Raw genomic sequence first — 18,430 nt, forward strand, 5'->3', positions numbered from 1 at the left:
TGTCCACGCCCTGGTTCGACGAGACCGGCGGCGAGAGTTCCTGGCTCCCGGGGGTTTCTACCCCGGTGACAGTGGCGGGACCGCGCCGGATTCGCACCGGCTTCCTCTTCTGCCGCCGTAGATGGCTCCGGAAGTCCACCACGGGTCGCGACGGCCGTCAACTTGCCTGTGACCTGCGACGGGAGAGTGTGCGCAGGCCCACACACACCGAAGGTGCGCGACGGTGTCCCGTCACGCACCTCAGGAGTCACGCGCCGTACGTCAGGCCACGATGAGGTAGATGCCGTACGCCACGGCCGCCGTGCACGCCGCGAAGCACGCGTAGGCGCCGGCGACGGCGAGCGCGGCCGAGTCGCCCTGCGTGACCGCCCGTTCGCGGCGCGAGAGGCCCGCGATGCCGAGGGTGAACAGGCCCACCAGGACCACCGTGACGACGAGACTGACACCGAAGACGGAGCCGAGGGCCGCCCAGTCGATCTTCATGCTGCTTCCTTGTGTTGCCGGGAGGGGTGACCGGGGGTCAGACCGCGGCCTTGGAGGGCTCGGGTCCGGGGGCCGGTGCCGGGAGGGTGACGGCGAGGTCCTCGGTCACCGTGCCCGCGGGAGGCGGGGTGACGGCGGCCATGGCGGTGGTGACCACTCCGGCCGGCTCGTCGTCGGTGACGTTGGTGTGGTCGACGATCTCGCGGCGGGAGATCTTCCAGATCGCGAAACTGGAGGCGACCAGGAAGACCGCGACGGCGGCGGTGCCCCAGCTGCCGAGGCCCGTCACGTACTCGGCGAGCGCGGCGACCAGCGCGGCGGCCGGCAGGGTCAGGGCCCAGGCGACGAACATCCGGGTGGCCGTGGACCAGCGGACCACACCGCCCTTGCGGCCGAGGCCGGCGCCCATCACGGAGCCGGAGACGGAGTGCGTGGTGGACAGGGAGAAGCCGAGGTGGGAGGAGGCCAGGATGACCGTCGCGGCGCTGGTCTGGGCGGCGAAGCCCTGCTGCGGCTGGAGGTCGGTCAGGCCCTTGCCCATGGTGCGGATGATCCGCCAGCCGCCGAGGTAGGTGCCGAGCGCGATGGCCAGGCCGGCGGAGAGGATGACCCAGGTGGGCGGGTCGGACTCGGGGGCGAGGGCGCCGCCGGCGACCAGGGCGAGGGTGATGATGCCCATGGTCTTCTGGGCGTCGTTGGTGCCGTGGGCGAGCGAGACGAGGCCCGCGGAGGCGATCTGGCCGGCGCGGTAGCCCTTCTTCGCGGCCTCGCCGTCGGCCTTCCTGCCGAACGTGTAGGTGAGCCGGGTGGCCAGCAGGGCCGCGACGCCCGCGACGATCGGGGCGGCGACGGCCGGGAGCAGGACCTTGGTGACGAGCACGTCGCCGTGGACGGCGCCGACGCCCGCCGAGGCGATGGCGGCGCCGATCAGGCCGCCCATCAGGGCGTGCGACGAGCTGGAGGGCAGACCCACCAGCCAGGTGAGGAGGTTCCAGAGGATCGCGCCGACCAACGCGGCGAAGATGACCTCGGGACGGATGCCGGTCTCGTCGACGAGACCCTTGGAGATCGTGTTGGCGACCTCCACCGAGAGGAAAGCGCCTACAAGGTTGAGCACGGCGGACATGGCCACCGCGACCTTGGGCTTGAGCGCACCGGTCGAGATGGTCGTGGCCATCGCGTTGGCGGTGTCGTGAAAACCGTTCGTGAAATCGAACGCGAGCGCGGTTACCACCACGATCGCGAGGATCAGCGAGAAGTTTTCCATTTACCCAGGCAATCGTTCGAGGTCATTGGCTCGATGAACGTAGGAAACCTGAGTGAACGGAAGGTGAACTGGGGCGGGCCGCGTGGTGTCCGGGAGGGAGGGTTTCCCCTATGAACGGAAGCCCTCCCTCCGAGGCGCCGGGACGGGGGCGCGGCGAGGCCCGCGGGGGGCCCGTGCGGCGCCCGGCCCCACGGCCGCCGGCGAACGGACTCGGCCGTGCCGGAGACGCGTCGAAGAGATTTTGGTCACCTGTTCCACGAGCGGCGGGCTGTGTCGCACATCACCGGGCGGCGGCCGAGATGTCCGAGAGTCTCCCTTCGCTCCGAAGTGCCCCACGCACCGGCGACTTCGCGCACCGCGCCTGGCAGGATCGCCGCATGGCTGACGAACGGTGGGAGCAGGGGGACGAGGGCGTCCCGTACCGGCGCACGGTGCGGCCCGAGGAGGCGGCGGCCTGGGAGGCCCTGGTCGCGACGGCCCGCCGGACCGTCGCCGACGGACTCGTGGTCGGCACGTCCGGGAACGTCTCGGTGCGCGTGGGGGACACGGTGCTGGTCACGCCCTCCGGCGTGCCCTACGACCGGCTCACGCCCCAGGACGTCACGGGCGTCGGCCTCGACGGCCGGCAGGTGCTGGGCGCGCTGGTGCCGACCAGCGAGCTGCCCATGCACCTCGCCGTCTACGGCGCCACCGACGCCCGCGCCGTCGTGCACACCCACGCCGTCCACGCGACGGCCGTGTCGGCCCTGGTGCCCGAGCTGCCGCTGATCCACTACATGGCCGCCGCCCTCGGCGGACCCGTCCGGGTCGCCCCCTACGCGACCTACGGCACCGAGGAGTTGGCCGAGAACATGCTGCGGGCCCTCACCGGCCGCACCGCCTGCCTCCTGCGCAACCACGGCACCGTCGCCCACGGCGCCACCCTGGACCAGGCGTACGACCGCACGGCCCAGCTGGAATGGATGTGCCGCGTCTGGCTCACGGCCTCCTCGGTGCCGGGCCTGACCCCTGCCCTCCTGTCCGAGGAACAGGTGGCGGAGGTGGGGGAGCGGCTCCAGGGGTACGGGCAGAGGGGCTGACGGCCCGGGGGCGGCCATCCGCAGCCGCCCCTCCCCGCTCGGCGGCGTGCACGTCACCCCGCCCCGCCCTCCCACTGGCCGTCGGGCCGGTCGTTCCGGACACTGGACGGGTGCGCACTGTCCGAACGACGGCCGCAGCCGTCACCGTGGCCCTGGCCGCCGGCGCCGCGAGCGTCGCCGCCGGGCGGCTCGCCAGCGGCGCCGCCCTGACGGCGACCCCCGGCCGCCCGCTGCCCACCGAACCCCGGCTCACCGTGCACGCCACGGCCGCCGGGCAGATCACCCTCACCCGCGACCTGGCCTCGCTGCGCCCCGGCACGTACGGCCTGGCCGGAGACGGCTCGCACGCCGTCGTCGGCCCGGTCCTCGACGACGCGCCGCACTCCGCCGACACCGTGGTCCGGCGCCTGGAGCGCGTCACCCACGGCACCCTCGAGCCCGGCGACAGCGTCTGGTTCACCCCGAACGTGTACGTCGGCAACCCGAGCGCCACCCTCGGCCTCGACCACGCCGACATCGACATCCCGGGCGAACTCGGCCCGCTGCCCGCCTGGTTCGTACCCGGCGCCCGCGGCACCTGGGTCATCGCGGTGCACGGCCTGGGCACCACCCGCGAACACGCCATGAACCTCATGCGGCCCCTCAACGCCCGCCACGTCCCGGTGCTCGCCCTCGCCTACCGGGGCGACCTCGGCGCGCCCCGCCCGCCGGACGGCCTGCACCACCTCGGCGAGACCGAGTGGCGCGACGTCGACGCCGCGATGCGCTACGCCGTGCGCTACGGCGCCCGGAAGATCGTCCTGCTCGGCTGGTCCACCGGCGCCACCATGGCTCTGCGCGCCGCCGCCCGCTCCAGCCTGCGCGACCGGATCGCCGGGCTCGTCCTGGACTCCCCGGTGCTGAGCTGGGAGACCACGCTGCGCGCCCTCGCCTCCGCCCGCCACACCCCGAGCGCCCTGCTGCCCCTCGCCGTCCGTGCCGCCCAGGGCCGCGCGAACCTGACCGCCGACCGCCCCGGCACCGACGCCTTCGAGGGCGTCACCGTCCCCACGGTCGTCTTCCACGGACCCGGCGACCGGGTGGCCCCCTGGACCCTGTCCCGCCGCCTGGCCAGGGCCCACCCCGACCTGGTCACCCTGCACACCGTGCGGGACGCCCCGCACGCCGCCATGTGGAACGCCGACCCGGGCTTCTACGAGGAGTCGCTGCGCCGCTTCATGACGCCGCTGGTCTGAGACGCCCTCACGGGACCGGCCCTCCCGGCCGGTCCCGTCCCATTCCGTTCAGGGCCGTACGACCGGCCTGTTCACGGCGCCTGGCACACGTCGGACGCCTCGCGCCGACCGTGCCCGGAGCCGCTCACGGCATTCCGTTTGGGTTTTCGGACCATCAACCGGAAGACTGCACCCGTGACGTCCCGTATCCCGCGCGACTCCAGGCTCCGACTCGTCCGCCCGCGACCCCTGGCCGCCGCCCCCGGAGCAGTGAACCAGCGGCGCCCGCGCCGACCCGCGCCCCGGCCTCCGGAGGGCACACCGGCCCGGTCCGAGCTGGCCGGAATGGCACGCTCCCTCCTCGCCGGCGCGGTGCGCGTCGCCCTCTGGGCCGATACCGCCCTGCGCCCCGGCCGCACGAACGCGAACCCCGACGGCAAAGGCACCCTCTCGGACGAGACCGCCGAACGGGCCTCCCGCGCCCTCGGCCTGACCGCCGCTCAGATCCGCGCCGACTGGGACACCGCCCGGCTGGCCGGCCTCGTCGAGGTGCACGGCGACAGCGCCCGCCCCAGCTGGCGGCTGCGCGCCTGGGACCGCGACGACAGCGCCGTCCTGCGCGGCTGGGTCGCCCTGTTCGACGCCTGGTCGCTGGCCCACCCCGAGCCCGCCGACCTCGCCCACGCGGCCGTCGCCGACATCGTGTCGGCCCTGCCCCAGGTGCTGTCCTTCCTCCAGCTGTCCGCCGGGCCGGTCCCCGTCGAGCAGCTCCTGGACCTGCTGGAGCAGCGCGTCACCGAGCTGCGCACCGAGCGCTGCGAGATCCCGTACGGGCCCGGCGCCCAGCCGCTGCCCGACGCGAGACCCGCCGAGGACACCCCCCTCGCCCCCCTGCTCGACTGGGCCCTCACCGCCCTCGCCTCCGTCGGCGCCCTCACCTACGGCGACGGCCAGGCCACTCTGACCCCGCTCGGCAGCTGGGCCGTCTGGGTCAAGCTGGAGCAGATCTGCGTGGCCGCCCAGAGCCCCGCCGGGAACATCGAGCAGTCCGCCGAGGACATGCTGCGCGGCTGCGCCCAGCTGCGCCCCAACGCCGCCCGCGACGAGTACCGCGCCTGGCTCGCCGCCCGCCCCGTCGGCAGCGCCGTCGCCGAGCTGCTGGCCGCCGCCCGCGGCGACGACGCCCTGCTGCGCGGCCTGGCCTTCGAGGCGCTGCGCGTGGTCGGCGCCCCCGCCGAACCCGACGTGCGCGCGATCGCCGACGAGCCCGCCCTTCGCCCCTACGCCCTGCTGTGGCTCGCCGAGCACGACGGCGCCGACCCCGAGGACGCCCACGAGGTGCTGACCCGGGAGGAGGCCACCTGGCTGTGGGTGGACACCGCCGCCGCCGTCACCGACCACGGCGAGGCCCCCATGCTGGTGCGGCACCTGGAGTCCGCCGTCCAGCCGACCGTGCCCGCCCTCCTCGACGAGGTGCGGGCCGTCGGCCACCCCCGCACCGTGCAGGTCCTGGTCGCCCTCGCCGCGGCGCACCCCGACCCGGCCCTCGCCCGGGCCGTGCGCCGCGCCGCCTTCCAGGTCCACACCGGGGGGAGCTGAGCCCTCAGCCGCCGGTCCCCGGGACGTAGGTGCCGAAGCTCCACACGTTGCCCTCCAGGTCCCGGGCCATGTAGTCCCGGCCGCCGTAGTCCTGGTCCGTCGGAGGCATCAGGATCTCCGCGCCGTGCTCCACGGCCCGCCGGTGGTGTGCGTCGACGTCGTCCACGACGACGTACACCCCGGCCGGGCCCGCGCCCTCCATCACCCGGTCGAAGGCGCTGCCGGTGCCCTTCGAGCCCAGCATCACCACGCCGCCGCCCTGCGCCAGTTCGGCGTGCGCGACCTTGCCGTCCTCGCCCTCGTACACGGCCAGTTCCGTGAAGCCGAACGCCTCCGTCAGCTGCCGGACCGCCGCCTTGGCGTCCCCGTACAGCAGCGTCGGGCTGAGACCCGGACGCCCACCGCTCGTGCCTGCCATGCCGTCACCCTTTCGTGCGCCTGCGACCTCGGGCGGCCGTCGCCGCCGCCGGTGTGATGCATGACCCGCCCCGGGTCGTCCGAACCCGGAAAAACTGTTTGCACGGCCCCGTTAGACTGGCCCCATGGCCATTCTCCTCGCGCATTAGACGGCGGGACTGTCCTCAGCCGCCCATACCGCCACCTAGCCCCGCCCTGGAGTCTGACCGTGATCTCCGCCACCGGTATCGAGCTGCGCGCCGGCGCGCGCGTCCTCATCGAGTCCGCGACCTTCCGTGTCGCCAAGGGCGACCGCATCGGCCTCGTCGGCCGCAACGGCGCGGGCAAGACGACCCTCACCAAGTGCCTGGCCGGCGAGGGCATCCCGGCCGGCGGACAGATCACCCGCTCGGGCGAGGTCGGCTACCTCCCGCAGGACCCCCGCACCGGCGACCTCGACGTCCTCGCCCGCGACCGCATCCTCTCCGCGCGCGGCCTCGACGTGCTGATCCGCAAGATGCGCGACAACGAGCAGCGCATCGCCAACGGCAAGGGCGCCACCCGCGAGAAGGCCCTCAAGCAGTACGAGCGCCAGGAGACGGAGTTCCTCACCAAGGGCGGCTACTCCGCCGAGGCCGAGGCCGCCACCATCGCCGCCGCGCTCAACCTGCCCGACCGGGTGCTCGGCCAGCCGCTGCACACCCTCTCCGGCGGTCAGCGCCGCCGTATCGAGCTCGCCCGCATCCTCTTCTCGGACGCGGACACGCTGCTCCTCGACGAGCCGACCAACCACCTCGACGCCGACTCGATCGTCTGGCTGCGCGACTACCTGAAGACCTACCGCGGCGGCTTCATCGTGATCTCCCACGACGTCGACCTGGTCGAGACGGTCGTGAACAAGGTGTTCTACCTGGACGCCAACCGCGCCCAGATCGACGTCTACAACATGGGCTGGAAGCTCTACCAGCAGCAGCGCGAGGCCGACGAGAAGCGCCGCAAGCGCGAGCGCCAGAACGCCGAGAAGAAGGCCGCCGCGCTCAACGCCCAGGCCGACAAGATGCGCGCCAAGGCCACCAAGACGGTCGCCGCCCAGAACATGGCCCGCCGCGCCGAGCGCCTGCTGTCCGGACTGGAGGAGGTCCGCCAGTCCGACAAGGTCGCCAAGCTGCGGTTCCCCGAGCCCGCCCCCTGCGGCAAGACCCCGCTCACCGCCGAGGGCCTGTCGAAGTCGTACGGCTCCCTGGAGATCTTCACCGACGTCGACCTGGCCATCGACAAGGGCTCCCGCGTCGTCATCCTCGGCCTCAACGGCGCCGGCAAGACCACGCTGCTGCGGCTGCTCGCCGGGGTGGAGCAGCCTGACACCGGCGCGGTCATCCCCGGCCACGGCCTCAAGATCGGCTACTACGCCCAGGAGCACGAGACCCTGGACCCCGGGCGCACCGTCCTGGAGAACATGCGCTCGGCGGCCCCCGACATGGACCTCGTCGAGGTCCGCAAGGTGCTCGGCTCGTTCCTGTTCTCCGGCGACGACGTCGACAAGCCGGCCGGCGTCCTCTCCGGCGGCGAGAAGACCCGTCTGGCCCTCGCCACCCTGGTCGTCTCCTCGGCGAACGTCCTGCTGCTCGACGAGCCCACCAACAACCTGGACCCGGCCAGCCGCGAGGAGATCCTCGGCGCGCTGCGCACCTACAAGGGCGCGGTCGTCCTCGTCACCCACGACGAGGGCGCCGTCGAGGCGCTCCAGCCGGAGCGGATCATCCTGCTGCCCGACGGTGTCGAGGACCTGTGGGGCGCCGGCTACGCGGATCTCGTCGCCCTCGCTTGATCGAATGCGTGATCCACGGGCTATGGATCATTCGGCCCACGGGTGATCCACCATCTGTGTGAGATCTCCTCGTACCGAGGTGTGTAGTACATCGATTTCGCGCCCCCGTCGGTTATCGGCGGGGGCGCGCGCATGCCAGGACGCTGACCTGGGAATTCACAAATGAACCCGTTCGGCTGTACGGACGCGAGCCGTCGGAATTCTCTATTCCGCATGTGGGGACGCACTCCTGTCGTCACAACCATGTCTCACGGACCTTGCCGAATGGGTGGCCATGTGGCCCCGGAGGGGTGATCATGAGGAGACCAGAGCGCACTTCCCATGAGGAGGCACGGGTGGCCGAGACTCTGAAGAAGGGCAGCCGGGTGACCGGCGCCGCGCGCGACAAGCTCGCGGCAGACCTGAAGAAAAAGTACGACTCCGGTGCGAGCATCCGGGCACTGGCCGAGGAGACCGGCCGCTCGTATGGCTTCGTCCACCGGATGCTCAGCGAATCGGGCGTCACGCTCCGTGGGCGTGGCGGGGCGACGCGAGGCAAGAAGGCCGCGTCGTCCTGACCCGGGCGGTCCATCGTCTTCGATGGTGACCACCCGGCCGGTCCTCCGCTGAGCCCTTGAGGGGCCCGGCGGGACTCCGGATCGACCGGGTGGTTACTGTGCAGTCACTTAGTGGGTGCCTCCTCGGCATCCGCAGGCTGACCGCACGCATCGGAGGCACCCATGGCTTCGCCCGCCCAGGACATCGCTCCCCTGCTCGACAAGGACCACGTCCGGCTCACCGTCGACGGCGCGATCGCGACGGTGACCCTGACCAACCCGGCCAAGCGCAACGCGCAGAGCCCCGCCATGTGGCGGACGCTCGCCGAGGCCGGGCGGGTCCTGCCGGGCAGCGTGCGCGTCGTCGTGCTGCGCGGAGAGGGCCAGTCCTTCTCCGCCGGACTCGACCGCACGATGTTCACGCCCGAGGGGATCGAGGGCGAACCCTCCTTCATCGACCTCGCGCGCAGCAGCGACGGCGAGCTCGACTCCGCGATCGCGGAGTACCAGGAGGCGTTCACCTGGTGGCGGCGCAACGACCTGGTCTCCATCGCCGCCGTGCAGGGCCACGCCATCGGGGCGGGCTTCCAGCTCGCGCTCGCCTGTGACGTGCGCGTCGTCGCCGACGACGTGCAGTTCGCCATGCGCGAGACCAGCCTCGGGCTGGTGCCGGACCTGACCGGCACGCATCCGCTCGTCGGGCTCGTCGGCTACGGCCGCGCGCTGGAGATCTGTGTGACGGGCCGCTTCGTGTCGGCCGAGGAGGCCGTGACGAGCGGGCTCGCCAACCTCGCCGTGCCCGCGGACCAGCTCGACGACGCCGTACGGGATCTGGCCGGGGCGATCGTCGCCGCGCCGCGGGACGCCGTCGTGGAGACCAAGGCGCTGCTGCGCGGTGCCACCGACCGCACCTACGACGAGCAGCGTGGCGCCGAGCGGGCCGCGCAGGCGCGGCGTCTGCGGGACCTGGCCGGCCTCGGCGAGTGAGCCGCGCGCGGATCAACCGACGGACGTGACCACCACGGCCACCGTCGGCCGGTCCGCGAGGGCCCGGCCCACCCGCTCGCGCACCTCCCGGGCCACCTCCACGGCCCGGTGGTCCGCGGCGACCGCGAGCTCGACCCGCACATGCCGGTGCGGCAGGGCGGCCCCGTCCTGCCGCGTCTCCACATGCACCGAGCGGCCGGAACCGCCCAGCGCGCCGGTCAGCGCGGTGACCCCGGGGACCGCCAGGGAGACGGCCGTGACGCGCTCCTCGTCGGGGTTCGCGGGCCGCGCCGGGGGCACCGGCCCGGACGCCCGGGCGGGCGCGGGGCTCCCGTCGCCGCCGTCCTCGTCGAACAGGGCCGTCACCCGCAGATCCACCTCGGTCACCGTCAGACCGAGTTGATCCGAGGCGGCCGACAGCGCCGCGCGCAGCCGGCCCGCCGTGACCGGCAGCGGTTCGGCGCCCGCCGCCGCGCACTCCGCCGTGATCCGCAGCGGCCCCGGCGGCAGCGCGCTCGGCGGGCGCGGCACGACCGGCTCGCCGGTGCCGTCCGGATCGGCCGGCCCGATCCGGAGCGCGCCCAGCCGGGCACCGCGCACGGGTTTCGCCGCGCGCCGCAGCACCGCCTCGGCCGCCGTCTCGAAGATCCACGCGCCGTCACGCGCGCCGCCCAGCGGCAGCAGCCGCCCGAGCCCGATCTGCTGTCGCACCGCCCGCTGCCACCGGTCCGCCGTCGTCATTCCTCCAGCCTGCCGTATCCATGGCGCGGTATCGCGTAACCGTGCTTACGGTGGTCGAGGGACGACCACCGAAAAGGACGGACGGCCATGAGCGAGATGACGGAACAGAAGATCCAGGGGGCCGGGCGCGGCGGCACGGACACCGGTGCCCGGGGCAGGACCACGATCGCCGACGGCGTCGTGGAGAAGATCGCCGGAATGGCCACCCGCGACGTCGAGGGCGTGCACGCGATGGGCAGCGGCCTGTCGCGGACCTTCGGCGCGATGCGGGACCGGGTCCCCGGCGGCGGGACGGCTTCGGTCACCCGCGGCGTCAAGGCCGAAGTCGGCGAGAAGCAGGCGGCGCTCGACCTGGAGATCGTGGTCGAGTACGGCGTGTCGATCGCCGACGTCGCCCGCGACGTGCGCGAGAACGTGATCACCGCGGTCGAGCGGATGACCGGCCTCGAGGTCGTCGAGGTCAACATCGCGGTGTCCGACGTGAAGCTCCCGGACGAGGAGGAAGAGGAACCGGAGCGTCGCATCCAGTGATCCGCCGAGGGCCGTACGACCGGAAGCGTGAAGGGCGCCGAGAAGCTGAGGAGCGCAGGATGAGCATGGCCGTGGTCGGCCTGATCGCCGGCATGGCACTGGCCTTCGCCGGATACTTCGGCGGATTCGGCGCCTTTGTGCTGGTGGCGGCCCTGGGTGCCGTCGGGTTCGCCGTGGGATGGTTCCTGGAAGGGGACTGGGAGCTCGGCGACTTCTTCCGGCACCGCGACGAACGGCGGCGGTGACGGCCGTGAGCGGCGGGACGGCGGAGGTCCGCAGACCCCCGGCCGAGATCGCGCCGGGGGAGCGCGGCTCCCTCCGGATCGCCGACCGGGTCGTCGCGAAGATCGCCTCGCAGTGCGCCCGGGAGGCCGTCGGGCCGCCGGTCCCGGGCGCCCAACGCCCCCACGCCAACGTCGTCGTCGCGCACGACACCGTCCGGGCCCGGGTCCACGTCGAGCTCGACCACCCCACCGACATCGGCGCGCGCTGCGCGACCGTGCGTCGCCATGTCACCGAACGGGTAGGCGCGTTGGTGGGCATGGAGGTGACGGAGGTCGCCGTGCACGTCGAGCGGCTGCACCCGGCGTCCGTACGGGACGCCGCACAGGGGAGGACGCGATGAGCGAGTCCCGGGGACCGGACGGCGCCACCGAGCGGCTGCCGGTCCTGGAGAAGGACACCGGGTCCGGCGACTACGGCCAGTCGTCGTCGGCGGCCGACTACGAGCCCCCGCCCCCGGCCGGCCGCGCGGGCCGCTTCTGGTCGCTGCGCCGCGTGCCCGCCGCGCTCACCGCGCTGGTGCTGTTCGCCGGCGCCGGCATCTTCCTGTACGACATCGTGTCCGTGCGCGCCGGCCGGCCCGCCATGCGCTGGCGCCGCGAACTCGCCGACCAGCTGGCGCACCGCCCCCTCGACGACACCTGGGTGCTCGTCGGCGCGGGGCTGGTCGCCGTCCTCGGCCTATGGCTGCTGCTCCTCGCGCTCACGCCGGGCCTGCGGCGGATCCTGCCGATGCGGCGCACCCATGCCGACGTCCGCGCCGGGCTGCACCGCGACCTCGCCGCGCTGGTCCTGCGGGACCGGGCGATGGAGGTCTCCGGCGTGCAGTCGGTGCGGGTCCGCATGCGCCGCTCCAAGGCCGACGTCCGTGCCGTCTCGCACTTCCGCGACCTGGACGACGTACGCGCCGAGCTGGACGCCACGCTCGCCGAGACCGTGCGGGGGCTGGGGCTGGCCCGGCGGCCCGCCCTGTCCGTGCGGGTGCGGCGCCTCGGAAGGAAGGGGTGAGGGCCGTGCTCAGGACCGTGAACCGGGTGTTCACCGGGCTCGTCGGACTGGTGCTGCTCGTGATCGGCGGCTCGGTGTTCGCCGTGGGGCTCGGCGCGCCCGCGCCCTCCTGGTGGATCCACGACGACCGGCACGACGTGCTGCTCAGCGACGCCGAGCGGACCCGCTGGCGGGACGACGGCTGGTGGTGGCCCACCGTCATCGCCGTCCTCGCGGTGCTGGTCCTGCTCGCCCTGTGGTGGCTGACGGCGAACCTGCGCCGGCGCCGCCTCACCGAGGTCCTCGTCGACACCGGCGACGGCGAGGGCGCGCTGCTGCGGGGCCGCGCCCTGGCGGACGCCCTCGCGAGCGAGACCGCCGCCCAGGAGGGCGTGCAGCGCGCCCGCGTCCATCTGCGGGGCAGGCGCACCGCGCCCGAGGCCCGCGTACGGCTGCTGCTGGAGCCGCACGTGGACCCCGGGGCGGCCCTGGACGAGTTCACCGACGGGGCCCTGGCGCACGCCCGCACCTCGGCGGGGCTGGCGTCCCTGCCCGTGGAGGTCCGCATGAAGGGCGTCAAGCACGGCGCGGAACGGGTCAGTTGACGGCCCGCGCCCGCACGCCGCTCGGAAGCCGTGGCGCGCCCGTACGGCGCTCAGAAGCCGCCCCGCGCCCGCACGCCGCTCAGAACCCGTGCCGCATCCCGCCGTCCACCGGCAGCATGATCCCCGTCAGATAGGACGCGGCCGGCGACAGCAGGAACGCCGCCGCCCGCCCGAACTCCTCCGGACGGCCGTAGCGGCGCATCGGGATGCGGGACTCGTTCGCCGCCCGGGTGGCCTCCGGGTCGGCGGACAGGGCGTCCAGCTCCCGCACCCGGTCGGTGTCGATCCGCGCCGGCAGCAGCCCCACCACGCGGATGCCGCGCGGCCCCAGCTCGTCGGAGAGGGACTTCGCGAATCCGGCGAGACCCGGCCGCAGCCCGTTGGAGATGGTCAGCCCCGGGATCGGCTCGTGCACCGAGCCCGACAGCACGAACCCGATGACCCCGCCCTCGTCGAGCTCGGCCGCCGCCGCGCGCGCCAGCCGGACCGCGCCCAGGAACACCGACTCGAACGCCGCCTGCCACTGCTCGTCCGTGTTGTCCGCGACGAACCCGGCGGGCGGGCCGCCGACGCTCACGAGGACGCCGTCGAAGCGGCCGAACGCCTCGCGCGCGGCGGCGACGAGCCGTTCCGGAGCGCCGGGGTCGGCGTTGTCCACGGCCACGCCGACCGCGTTGGGCCCCAGTTCGGCGGCGGCCGCGGCGACCCGCTCCTCGTCCCGGCCGGTCAGGACGACCTTCGCCCCGTCGGCCACGAGCTCCCGTGCCGTCGCGTTGCCCAGGCCGCGCGTGGCACCCGTGACGACGTACACCCGGTCCTTCAGTCCAAGATCCATGGTCCCTATCCTGCCCCGCCGTCCCCGGACAGGGCGAGGGCGGTGTTCACCAGACCGATGTGACTGAAGGCCTGCGGGAAGTTGCCCAGCTGGTGCCCGGCGACCGGGTCGTACTCCTCGGCCAGCAGGCCCACGTCGTTGGCGAGGCCCACCAGATGGTCGAACAGCTCGCGCGCCTCCTTGGCGCGGCCCGCCATGTGCAGCGCCTCCGCCAGCCAGAACGAGCAGGCGAGGAACGCGCCCTCGCCGCCGGGCAGCCCGTCGACCGACTGTCCCTCGGTGCCGTAGCGGCGCAGCAGCCCGTCGTGGCTCAGCTCGGCGCGGACCGCGTCGATGGTGCCGATGACCCGCGGATCGTCCGGCGGAAGGAAGCCCACGCGCGGGATGAGCAGCACGGCGGCGTCCAGCTCCCGGGAGCCGTAGGACTGGGTGAAGGTGTTGCGTTCGGCGTCGTAGCCCCGCTCGCACACCTCCCGGTGCACCTCGTCGCGGAACGCGCGCCAGCCCTCCAGGTCGCCATGGAGGCTCGGGTTGTGCTCCAGGGTGCGCACCGCCCGGTCCGCGGCCACCCACACCATCACCTTGGAGTGCACGAAGTGCCGGCGGCCGCCCCGCACCTCCCACAACCCCTCGTCGGGCTGCCGCCAGTGCTCGCGCAGCCACTCCACCAGGGCCACCTGGATCGCCCACATGTGCGGCTCGGTGGGCAGTCCCGCCTTACGGGCCAGCGCCAGGGTGTCCATGACCTCGCCGTACACGTCGAGCTGGAGCTGGTTGACCGCCTCGTTGCCGATGCGTACGGGCGCGGAGCCCTGGAAGCCGGACAGCCAGGGCACCTCGAACTCGGGCAGCCGCCGCTCACCGGCCAGGCCGTACATGATCTGCAGGTCGGCCGGATCGCCGGCGACCGCCCGCAGCAGCCAGTCGCGCCAGGCCTCGGCCTCCTCCCGGTAGCCCGCCGACAGGCCGACGTTCAGCGTGAGGGTGGAGTCGCGCAGCCAGCAGTAGCGGTAGTCCCAGTTGCGCACCCCGCCCATCTCCTCCGGCAGCGAGGTCGTGGCGGCGGCGACGATCCCGCCGGTGGGCCGGTAGGTGAGGGCCTTCAGCGTGATCAGGGAGCGGACCACGGCCTCGCGGTAGGGGCCGTCGTAGTGGCACTGCTCCACCCAGGCGCGCCAGTCCCGGACGCTGGCCTCCAGCGCCTCGTACGGGTCGACGAGCGCCGGGCGCGGCTGGTGCGAGGGGTGCCAGGTCAGGACGAACGCGACCTTCTCCCCCTCCTCGACGGTGAACTCCGCGTGGGTGCCGAAGTCCTCGCCCCAGGTGCGCACCTGCGGTTCGCTGCGCAGCCAGGCCGAGTCCGGGCCGGCGACGGCCACCCGGTGCCCGTGCGACTCGCGCACCCAGGGCATCACGGCGCCGTAGTCGAAGCGCAGCCGCAGGGTGCTGTGCACGGTGACCCGGCCGCGCAGCCCCTCGACGATGCGCACGACGTCGGGAGCCTCGTCACGCTGGGGCATCAGGTCGGTGACCCGGATCGCGCCGTCGGCGGTCTCCCACTCGGTGTCCAGCACCAGGGTGTCCTGGCGGTAGGCGCGGCGGGTGCAGGGGCCGTCGACGCCCTTCGGGGCGATCCGCCAGTGGCCGTTGTCCTCGTCGCCGAGCAGCTTGGCGAAGCAGGCGGCCGAGTCGAACCGGGGCAGACACAGCCAGTCGACCGAACCGTCCCTGCCGACCAGGGCCGCCGTCTGCTCGTCGCCGATCAGGGCGTAGTCCTCGATGCGGGGGTGCACGCAAGTGCGGATTCCCCGGGGATCACACCGCCAATCAGGCGGGAGCCCCGGGAGTGACCGGCGCCACAGCCGGCGGCCGGGCCGTCAGGCCGTCGGTGCCGCGGCGACCGGCTCCGCCTCGGCCGGCTCCGCCGCGCCCGCCGCCCGTTCCCGCGCCTCACGGCGGGCCAGGACGAACCAGCCCAGCGGGACGCCCGCGGCGAACAGCCACCACTGCAGGGCGTACGCGTAGTTCAGCGCGGCGTTCTCGTCGCCGGGCGGGCCGACCGGCTCGGGGCGGTCGCCCTGCGGCTCGGGCGCCGTCTGCACGATGTAGCCGCCGAGCACCCGGGCGTCCAGGCGCCGGGCCTCCTGCTCGCTGCTGATCAGCATGATCTGGCGGTCGGGCAGGCCCTTGAGGTCCTTGATGCCGCTGGCCTCGGTCGTCTCGTCGGGCATCAGCCGGCCCGAGACGGTGATGCGGCCGCCCGGCGGAGCGGGGATCTTCGGGAAGGCCGTCTGGCTGGGGCCGTCGGCCGGGATCCAGCCGCGGTTGACCAGCAGCACCCGGCCGTCGGTCAGCACGAACGGGGTCAGGACGTGGAAGCCGACCTTGTCGTCGGAGTTGACGCGCCGCCGGACGACCACCTCGTGGCCGGGGTCGAAGCGGCCCACGGCGGTCACGGTGCGGTAGCGCTGCCCGGTGGTCACGGAGTGCCCCGGTGAGGTCAGCCGCTCCACCGGCACCGGCTTCGCGTCGAGGGCGGCGGCGACCAGGTCGTTGCGGGCGGCGCGCTCCTCGTAGCGGTGCATCTGCCAGAAGCCCAGCCTGATCATCGTGGGGATGAGGAGCAGGGCGATCAGCGTGAGGATCACCCACTGCCGGGACAACAGGAAGCGGTACACCCCACGACCGTACAACTCGGTCGAGGGGTGCTTTCACGCGGGTACCGGGTCACACCTTGTCGACGATGCCCGCCTTTCCCTCCGCGCGGGCGCAGTGCGCGCCGCAGTACCAGTTGCCGTCGACCTCGACCCCCTGCCCGATGATCTGCACACGGCAGTGCTCGCAGATGGGTGCCATGCGGTGGATCGCACAGGAGAAGCAGTCGAAGACGTGCACCGCGCCCTGCGCGTGCACCTCGAAGGTCATGCCGTAGTCGTTTCCGCACACTTCACATGTCGCCATGGGCCACAGGGTGGGCCCCCGCCGCGGCGCGGGCGAGAGGGCTCCGGGCGAGTCGCGCGTCAATCACCCGTCCGTACGGTCACCCCTCCGTGGCCGGTTCCACGTCCTCCAGGAGCTGACCGAACGCCGCCTCGTCCACCACCGGCGTCCCGTACTGCCGCGCTTTGAGCACCTTCGAGGTGCCCGAGTCCGGGTCGTTCGTGACGAGCAGGCTGGTGAGCCGGGACAGGCTCGTCGACACATGGAGCCCGGCGTCGACCGCCCGGTCCTCCAGCAGGTCGCGCTCGGTCGACGTGTCCCCGGAGAAGGCGACCCGCATCCCCTGCTTGAGGCGCCCGCCCTCCTGGTAGCGCCCCGGGTTCGGGTGGGGGCAGGCGGGCCGCTTGCGGGACGGACGCCAGCTCGTCGGGCGGTAGCCGGCGGAGCCGCCCGGCTGCCGGCCGATCCGGGGCACCGCCGTGTCCCGCCACTCCGTCAGCGGCAGGCACTCCTGGAGCGGCAGCCGCACGCTGCCCGCCGCCGCGGCCCGCAGGCTCGGCCGGAACGCCTCCGCCAGCACCCGCGCGTCGTCCAGCGCGTGGTGCGCCCGGCGCTGCACGACGCCGAAGTGCGCGGCCAGCGTCGCCAGCTTGTGGTTGGGCAGGGGCAGGCCCAGCTCCTTGGACAGCGCGATGGTGCACAGCCGCTGCCGGACCGGCGCCCGCCGCTCGGCGCGCGCGTACTCCCGGGCGATCATCTGCCAGTCGAAGACGGCGTTGTGCGCGACGAGCACCCGCCCGTCGAGCCGGGCCGCGAACTCCTCGGCTATGTCCGCGAAGAGAGGGGCGCCCTCCAGGGTCTCGCTCGTCAGACCGTGGATCCAGACGGGCCCCGGGTCCCGCTCCGGATTGACCAGCGTGTACCAGTGGTCCTCGACCTCGCCGAGCGCGTCCAGCCGGTAGACGGCCGCGGAGATGATCCGGTCGTCCCGGGCGAGGCCGGTGGTCTCCACGTCAACGACCGCGTATCCCTGCGGATACGCGGCCGGCCACGCAGCGGGGGAGGACGCTGTGGTCGTCGGGTCTTCGAGCATGGTCACTGAGGATACGGCCCGGGACTGACACCGCCGGCCCTCAGGTGCCCTGCCCCGCCCGCCTGTTCGGGCCCGGCGAACAGACGGGCGCCAACCGGACGGCACGGACACGGTGTTGGCTGGCCCCGGCGACCCGCCGGCCACCCCTGGAGCGTCGGTACGTCCCCGATGTCCCCGGCGGTGCGATCCTCCCCATATGACCGAAGCGAAGCGCGACCAGGCCCACCGGGGCGCCCTGGGGGAGCGGTTGAACTGGCTGCGCGCGGCCGTCCTCGGTGCCAACGACGGCATCGTGTCCACGGCCGGCCTCGTCGTCGGCGTGGCCGGTGTGACCGACACCCGCCCGGCCCTGCTCACGGCGGGCCTCGCCGGACTCCTCGCCGGATCGATGTCCATGGCGGCGGGGGAGTACGTGTCCGTCTCCACCCAGCGCGACTCGGAGCGGGCCGCGCTCGCCCAGGAGCGGCGCGAGCTGAAAGAGCGTCCGCAGGAGGAACTGGAGGCGCTGGCGGACCTCCTGCGGCGCCGGGGGCTGTCGCACGAGGTGGCGCGCGAGGCCGCGGTCCAGCTGACGGAGCGGGACGCCCTGCGGGCCCACGCGCGCGTGGCGCTCGGCATCGACCCGGACGCGCTGACCAACCCCTGGCACGCGGCGTGGGCGAGCTTCCTGGCGTTCACGGCCGGCGCGCTGCTGCCGCTGCTGGCGATGGTGCTGCCCCCGGCCGACACCCGGCTGGCCGTCACCGTCGCCTCCGTCCTGGCCGCCCTCACCCTGACCGGCTGGAGCAGCGCCCGCCTCGGCGCCGCCGCCCCCGGCCGGGCCGTCCTGCGGAACATGGCGGGCGGCGCCCTGGCGATGGCCGTCACCTACGCGGCGGGCAGCGCGCTGGACGTCGCCGGGGTGTAGACGACCAGGTGACGGCACGTCGGGAGTCGCTCCCCGAAGCGCGCCGGCCGGTGACCGGGACGTACGGTGAGATGCGCGCCCGGTCATCCCGGGCGCCCACCCCGGACACGCGACGCCCCC

Annotated in this window: 21 protein-coding genes and 1 riboswitch; of the genes, 12 read left to right on the plus strand and 9 right to left on the minus strand. The window is 73.8% G+C overall.

The genetic code is table 11. From position 1 onward, the window contains the following. Positions 1 to 11: 11 nt before the first annotated feature. Positions 12 to 155: riboswitch (cobalamin riboswitch) on the minus strand. A 106-nt stretch (positions 156 to 261) separates the two neighbouring features. Both ADL34_RS13385 and ADL34_RS13390 read right to left on the minus strand, forming a co-directional pair. Beyond that, positions 262 to 483 carry a hypothetical protein gene (locus ADL34_RS13385; protein WP_062671281.1) on the minus strand — a complete coding sequence of 74 codons (222 nt, stop codon included), beginning with the start codon at positions 481 to 483 and terminating at the stop codon, positions 262 to 264. Positions 484 to 520: 37 nt separating this feature from the next. Further along, the gene (locus ADL34_RS13390) at positions 521 to 1,750 is read right to left on the minus strand and encodes an inorganic phosphate transporter (protein ID WP_062671283.1); all 1,230 of its coding nucleotides are present in this window, start codon (positions 1,748 to 1,750) and stop codon (positions 521 to 523) included. A 377-nt stretch (positions 1,751 to 2,127) separates the two neighbouring features. On the opposite strand from ADL34_RS13390, the gene ADL34_RS13395 reads away from it, so the two are divergent. The 3 genes from ADL34_RS13395 (at position 2,128) to ADL34_RS13405 (ending at position 5,642) form a co-directional block, all read left to right on the plus strand. Beyond that, the gene (locus ADL34_RS13395; protein ID WP_062671284.1) at positions 2,128 to 2,829 is read left to right on the plus strand and encodes a class II aldolase/adducin family protein; all 702 of its coding nucleotides are present in this window, start codon (positions 2,128 to 2,130) and stop codon (positions 2,827 to 2,829) included. Positions 2,830 to 2,939: 110 nt separating this feature from the next. Then, positions 2,940 to 4,064, plus strand: coding sequence for an alpha/beta hydrolase (locus ADL34_RS13400; RefSeq protein WP_062671286.1), 1,125 nt, complete (start codon positions 2,940 to 2,942; stop codon positions 4,062 to 4,064). A gap of 174 nt (positions 4,065 to 4,238) precedes the next feature. After that, on the plus strand, positions 4,239 to 5,642 hold the full coding sequence (locus ADL34_RS13405; RefSeq protein WP_199835566.1) for a hypothetical protein: 1,404 nt from the start codon (positions 4,239 to 4,241) through the stop codon (positions 5,640 to 5,642). A 4-nt stretch (positions 5,643 to 5,646) separates the two neighbouring features. Here the strand turns inward: ADL34_RS13405 and ADL34_RS13410 are convergent, their stop codons facing one another. Beyond that, on the minus strand, positions 5,647 to 6,060 hold the full coding sequence (locus ADL34_RS13410; RefSeq protein WP_062671290.1) for a VOC family protein: 414 nt from the start codon (positions 6,058 to 6,060) through the stop codon (positions 5,647 to 5,649). Between the two features lie 207 nt (positions 6,061 to 6,267). Here ADL34_RS13410 and abc-f point away from each other — a divergent pair, with 207 nt between their 5' ends. The 3 genes from abc-f (at position 6,268) to ADL34_RS13425 (ending at position 9,389) form a co-directional block, all read left to right on the plus strand. Further along, positions 6,268 to 7,866, plus strand: a complete 1,599-nt coding sequence (gene abc-f, locus ADL34_RS13415) for a ribosomal protection-like ABC-F family protein (RefSeq protein WP_062671292.1) — start codon at positions 6,268 to 6,270, stop codon at positions 7,864 to 7,866. A gap of 335 nt (positions 7,867 to 8,201) precedes the next feature. Further along, on the plus strand, positions 8,202 to 8,423 hold the full coding sequence (locus ADL34_RS13420) for a helix-turn-helix domain-containing protein (protein ID WP_004002281.1): 222 nt from the start codon (positions 8,202 to 8,204) through the stop codon (positions 8,421 to 8,423). Positions 8,424 to 8,585: 162 nt separating this feature from the next. Then, the gene (locus tag ADL34_RS13425; RefSeq protein ID WP_062671294.1) at positions 8,586 to 9,389 is read left to right on the plus strand and encodes an enoyl-CoA hydratase/isomerase family protein; all 804 of its coding nucleotides are present in this window, start codon (positions 8,586 to 8,588) and stop codon (positions 9,387 to 9,389) included. 12 nt (positions 9,390 to 9,401) lie between these two features. Here ADL34_RS13425 and ADL34_RS13430 read toward each other — a convergent pair whose 3' ends face one another. Then, positions 9,402 to 10,130, minus strand: coding sequence for a hypothetical protein (locus ADL34_RS13430; protein ID WP_062671296.1), 729 nt, complete (start codon positions 10,128 to 10,130; stop codon positions 9,402 to 9,404). 87 nt (positions 10,131 to 10,217) lie between these two features. Here ADL34_RS13430 and ADL34_RS13435 point away from each other — a divergent pair, with 87 nt between their 5' ends. From ADL34_RS13435 to amaP, 5 genes are read left to right on the plus strand one after another with little or no spacing between them, the layout of a single operon-like run. Next, positions 10,218 to 10,661 (plus strand): Asp23/Gls24 family envelope stress response protein, encoded by a 444-nt coding sequence (locus ADL34_RS13435; protein ID WP_062671298.1) that lies wholly within the window; start codon positions 10,218 to 10,220, stop codon positions 10,659 to 10,661. Between the two features lie 59 nt (positions 10,662 to 10,720). Next, complete coding sequence (locus tag ADL34_RS13440; protein ID WP_062671300.1) at positions 10,721 to 10,906, plus strand: hypothetical protein; 186 nt, start codon at positions 10,721 to 10,723, stop codon at positions 10,904 to 10,906. Continuing rightward, positions 10,903 to 11,286 (plus strand): Asp23/Gls24 family envelope stress response protein, encoded by a 384-nt coding sequence (locus ADL34_RS13445; protein WP_062671302.1) that lies wholly within the window; start codon positions 10,903 to 10,905, stop codon positions 11,284 to 11,286. Before ADL34_RS13440 ends, ADL34_RS13445 begins: the two co-directional genes overlap by 4 nt. Then, positions 11,283 to 11,951 carry a DUF6286 domain-containing protein gene (locus tag ADL34_RS13450; RefSeq protein WP_062671304.1) on the plus strand — a complete coding sequence of 223 codons (669 nt, stop codon included), beginning with the start codon at positions 11,283 to 11,285 and terminating at the stop codon, positions 11,949 to 11,951. The genes ADL34_RS13445 and ADL34_RS13450 overlap by 4 nt, the downstream gene beginning before the upstream one ends. Then, positions 11,948 to 12,535 (plus strand): alkaline shock response membrane anchor protein AmaP, encoded by a 588-nt coding sequence (gene amaP / locus ADL34_RS13455; RefSeq protein WP_062671306.1) that lies wholly within the window; start codon positions 11,948 to 11,950, stop codon positions 12,533 to 12,535. Before ADL34_RS13450 ends, amaP begins: the two co-directional genes overlap by 4 nt. A 79-nt stretch (positions 12,536 to 12,614) precedes the next feature. On the opposite strand, the gene ADL34_RS13460 is transcribed toward amaP, so the two are convergent. The 5 genes from ADL34_RS13460 to ADL34_RS13480 form a co-directional block, all read right to left on the minus strand. Beyond that, complete coding sequence (locus tag ADL34_RS13460) at positions 12,615 to 13,370, minus strand: SDR family oxidoreductase (RefSeq protein ID WP_062671308.1); 756 nt, start codon at positions 13,368 to 13,370, stop codon at positions 12,615 to 12,617. 5 nt (positions 13,371 to 13,375) lie between these two features. Beyond that, positions 13,376 to 15,163: a glycoside hydrolase family 15 protein gene (locus ADL34_RS13465; RefSeq protein ID WP_062671309.1), complete on the minus strand. Its 1,788-nt coding sequence runs from the start codon at positions 15,161 to 15,163 to the stop codon at positions 13,376 to 13,378. A gap of 84 nt (positions 15,164 to 15,247) precedes the next feature. Further along, positions 15,248 to 16,048, minus strand: a complete 801-nt coding sequence (locus ADL34_RS13470) for an SURF1 family protein (RefSeq protein ID WP_062671311.1) — start codon at positions 16,046 to 16,048, stop codon at positions 15,248 to 15,250. Between the two features lie 49 nt (positions 16,049 to 16,097). After that, positions 16,098 to 16,331: a hypothetical protein gene (locus ADL34_RS13475; RefSeq protein ID WP_079033591.1), complete on the minus strand. Its 234-nt coding sequence runs from the start codon at positions 16,329 to 16,331 to the stop codon at positions 16,098 to 16,100. A gap of 79 nt (positions 16,332 to 16,410) precedes the next feature. Then, the gene (locus tag ADL34_RS13480; protein WP_062671397.1) at positions 16,411 to 17,403 is read right to left on the minus strand and encodes a DEDDh family exonuclease; all 993 of its coding nucleotides are present in this window, start codon (positions 17,401 to 17,403) and stop codon (positions 16,411 to 16,413) included. A gap of 196 nt (positions 17,404 to 17,599) precedes the next feature. Between ADL34_RS13480 and ADL34_RS13485 the strand changes: the two genes are divergently transcribed. Further along, positions 17,600 to 18,310, plus strand: a complete 711-nt coding sequence (locus ADL34_RS13485) for a VIT1/CCC1 transporter family protein (RefSeq protein WP_062671313.1) — start codon at positions 17,600 to 17,602, stop codon at positions 18,308 to 18,310. The last annotated feature ends 120 nt before the right edge of the window (positions 18,311 to 18,430 follow it).

Source organism: Streptomyces sp. NRRL WC-3605, assembly GCF_001509795.1.
Taxonomy (GTDB): Bacteria; Actinomycetota; Actinomycetes; order Streptomycetales; family Streptomycetaceae; genus Streptomyces; species Streptomyces viridochromogenes.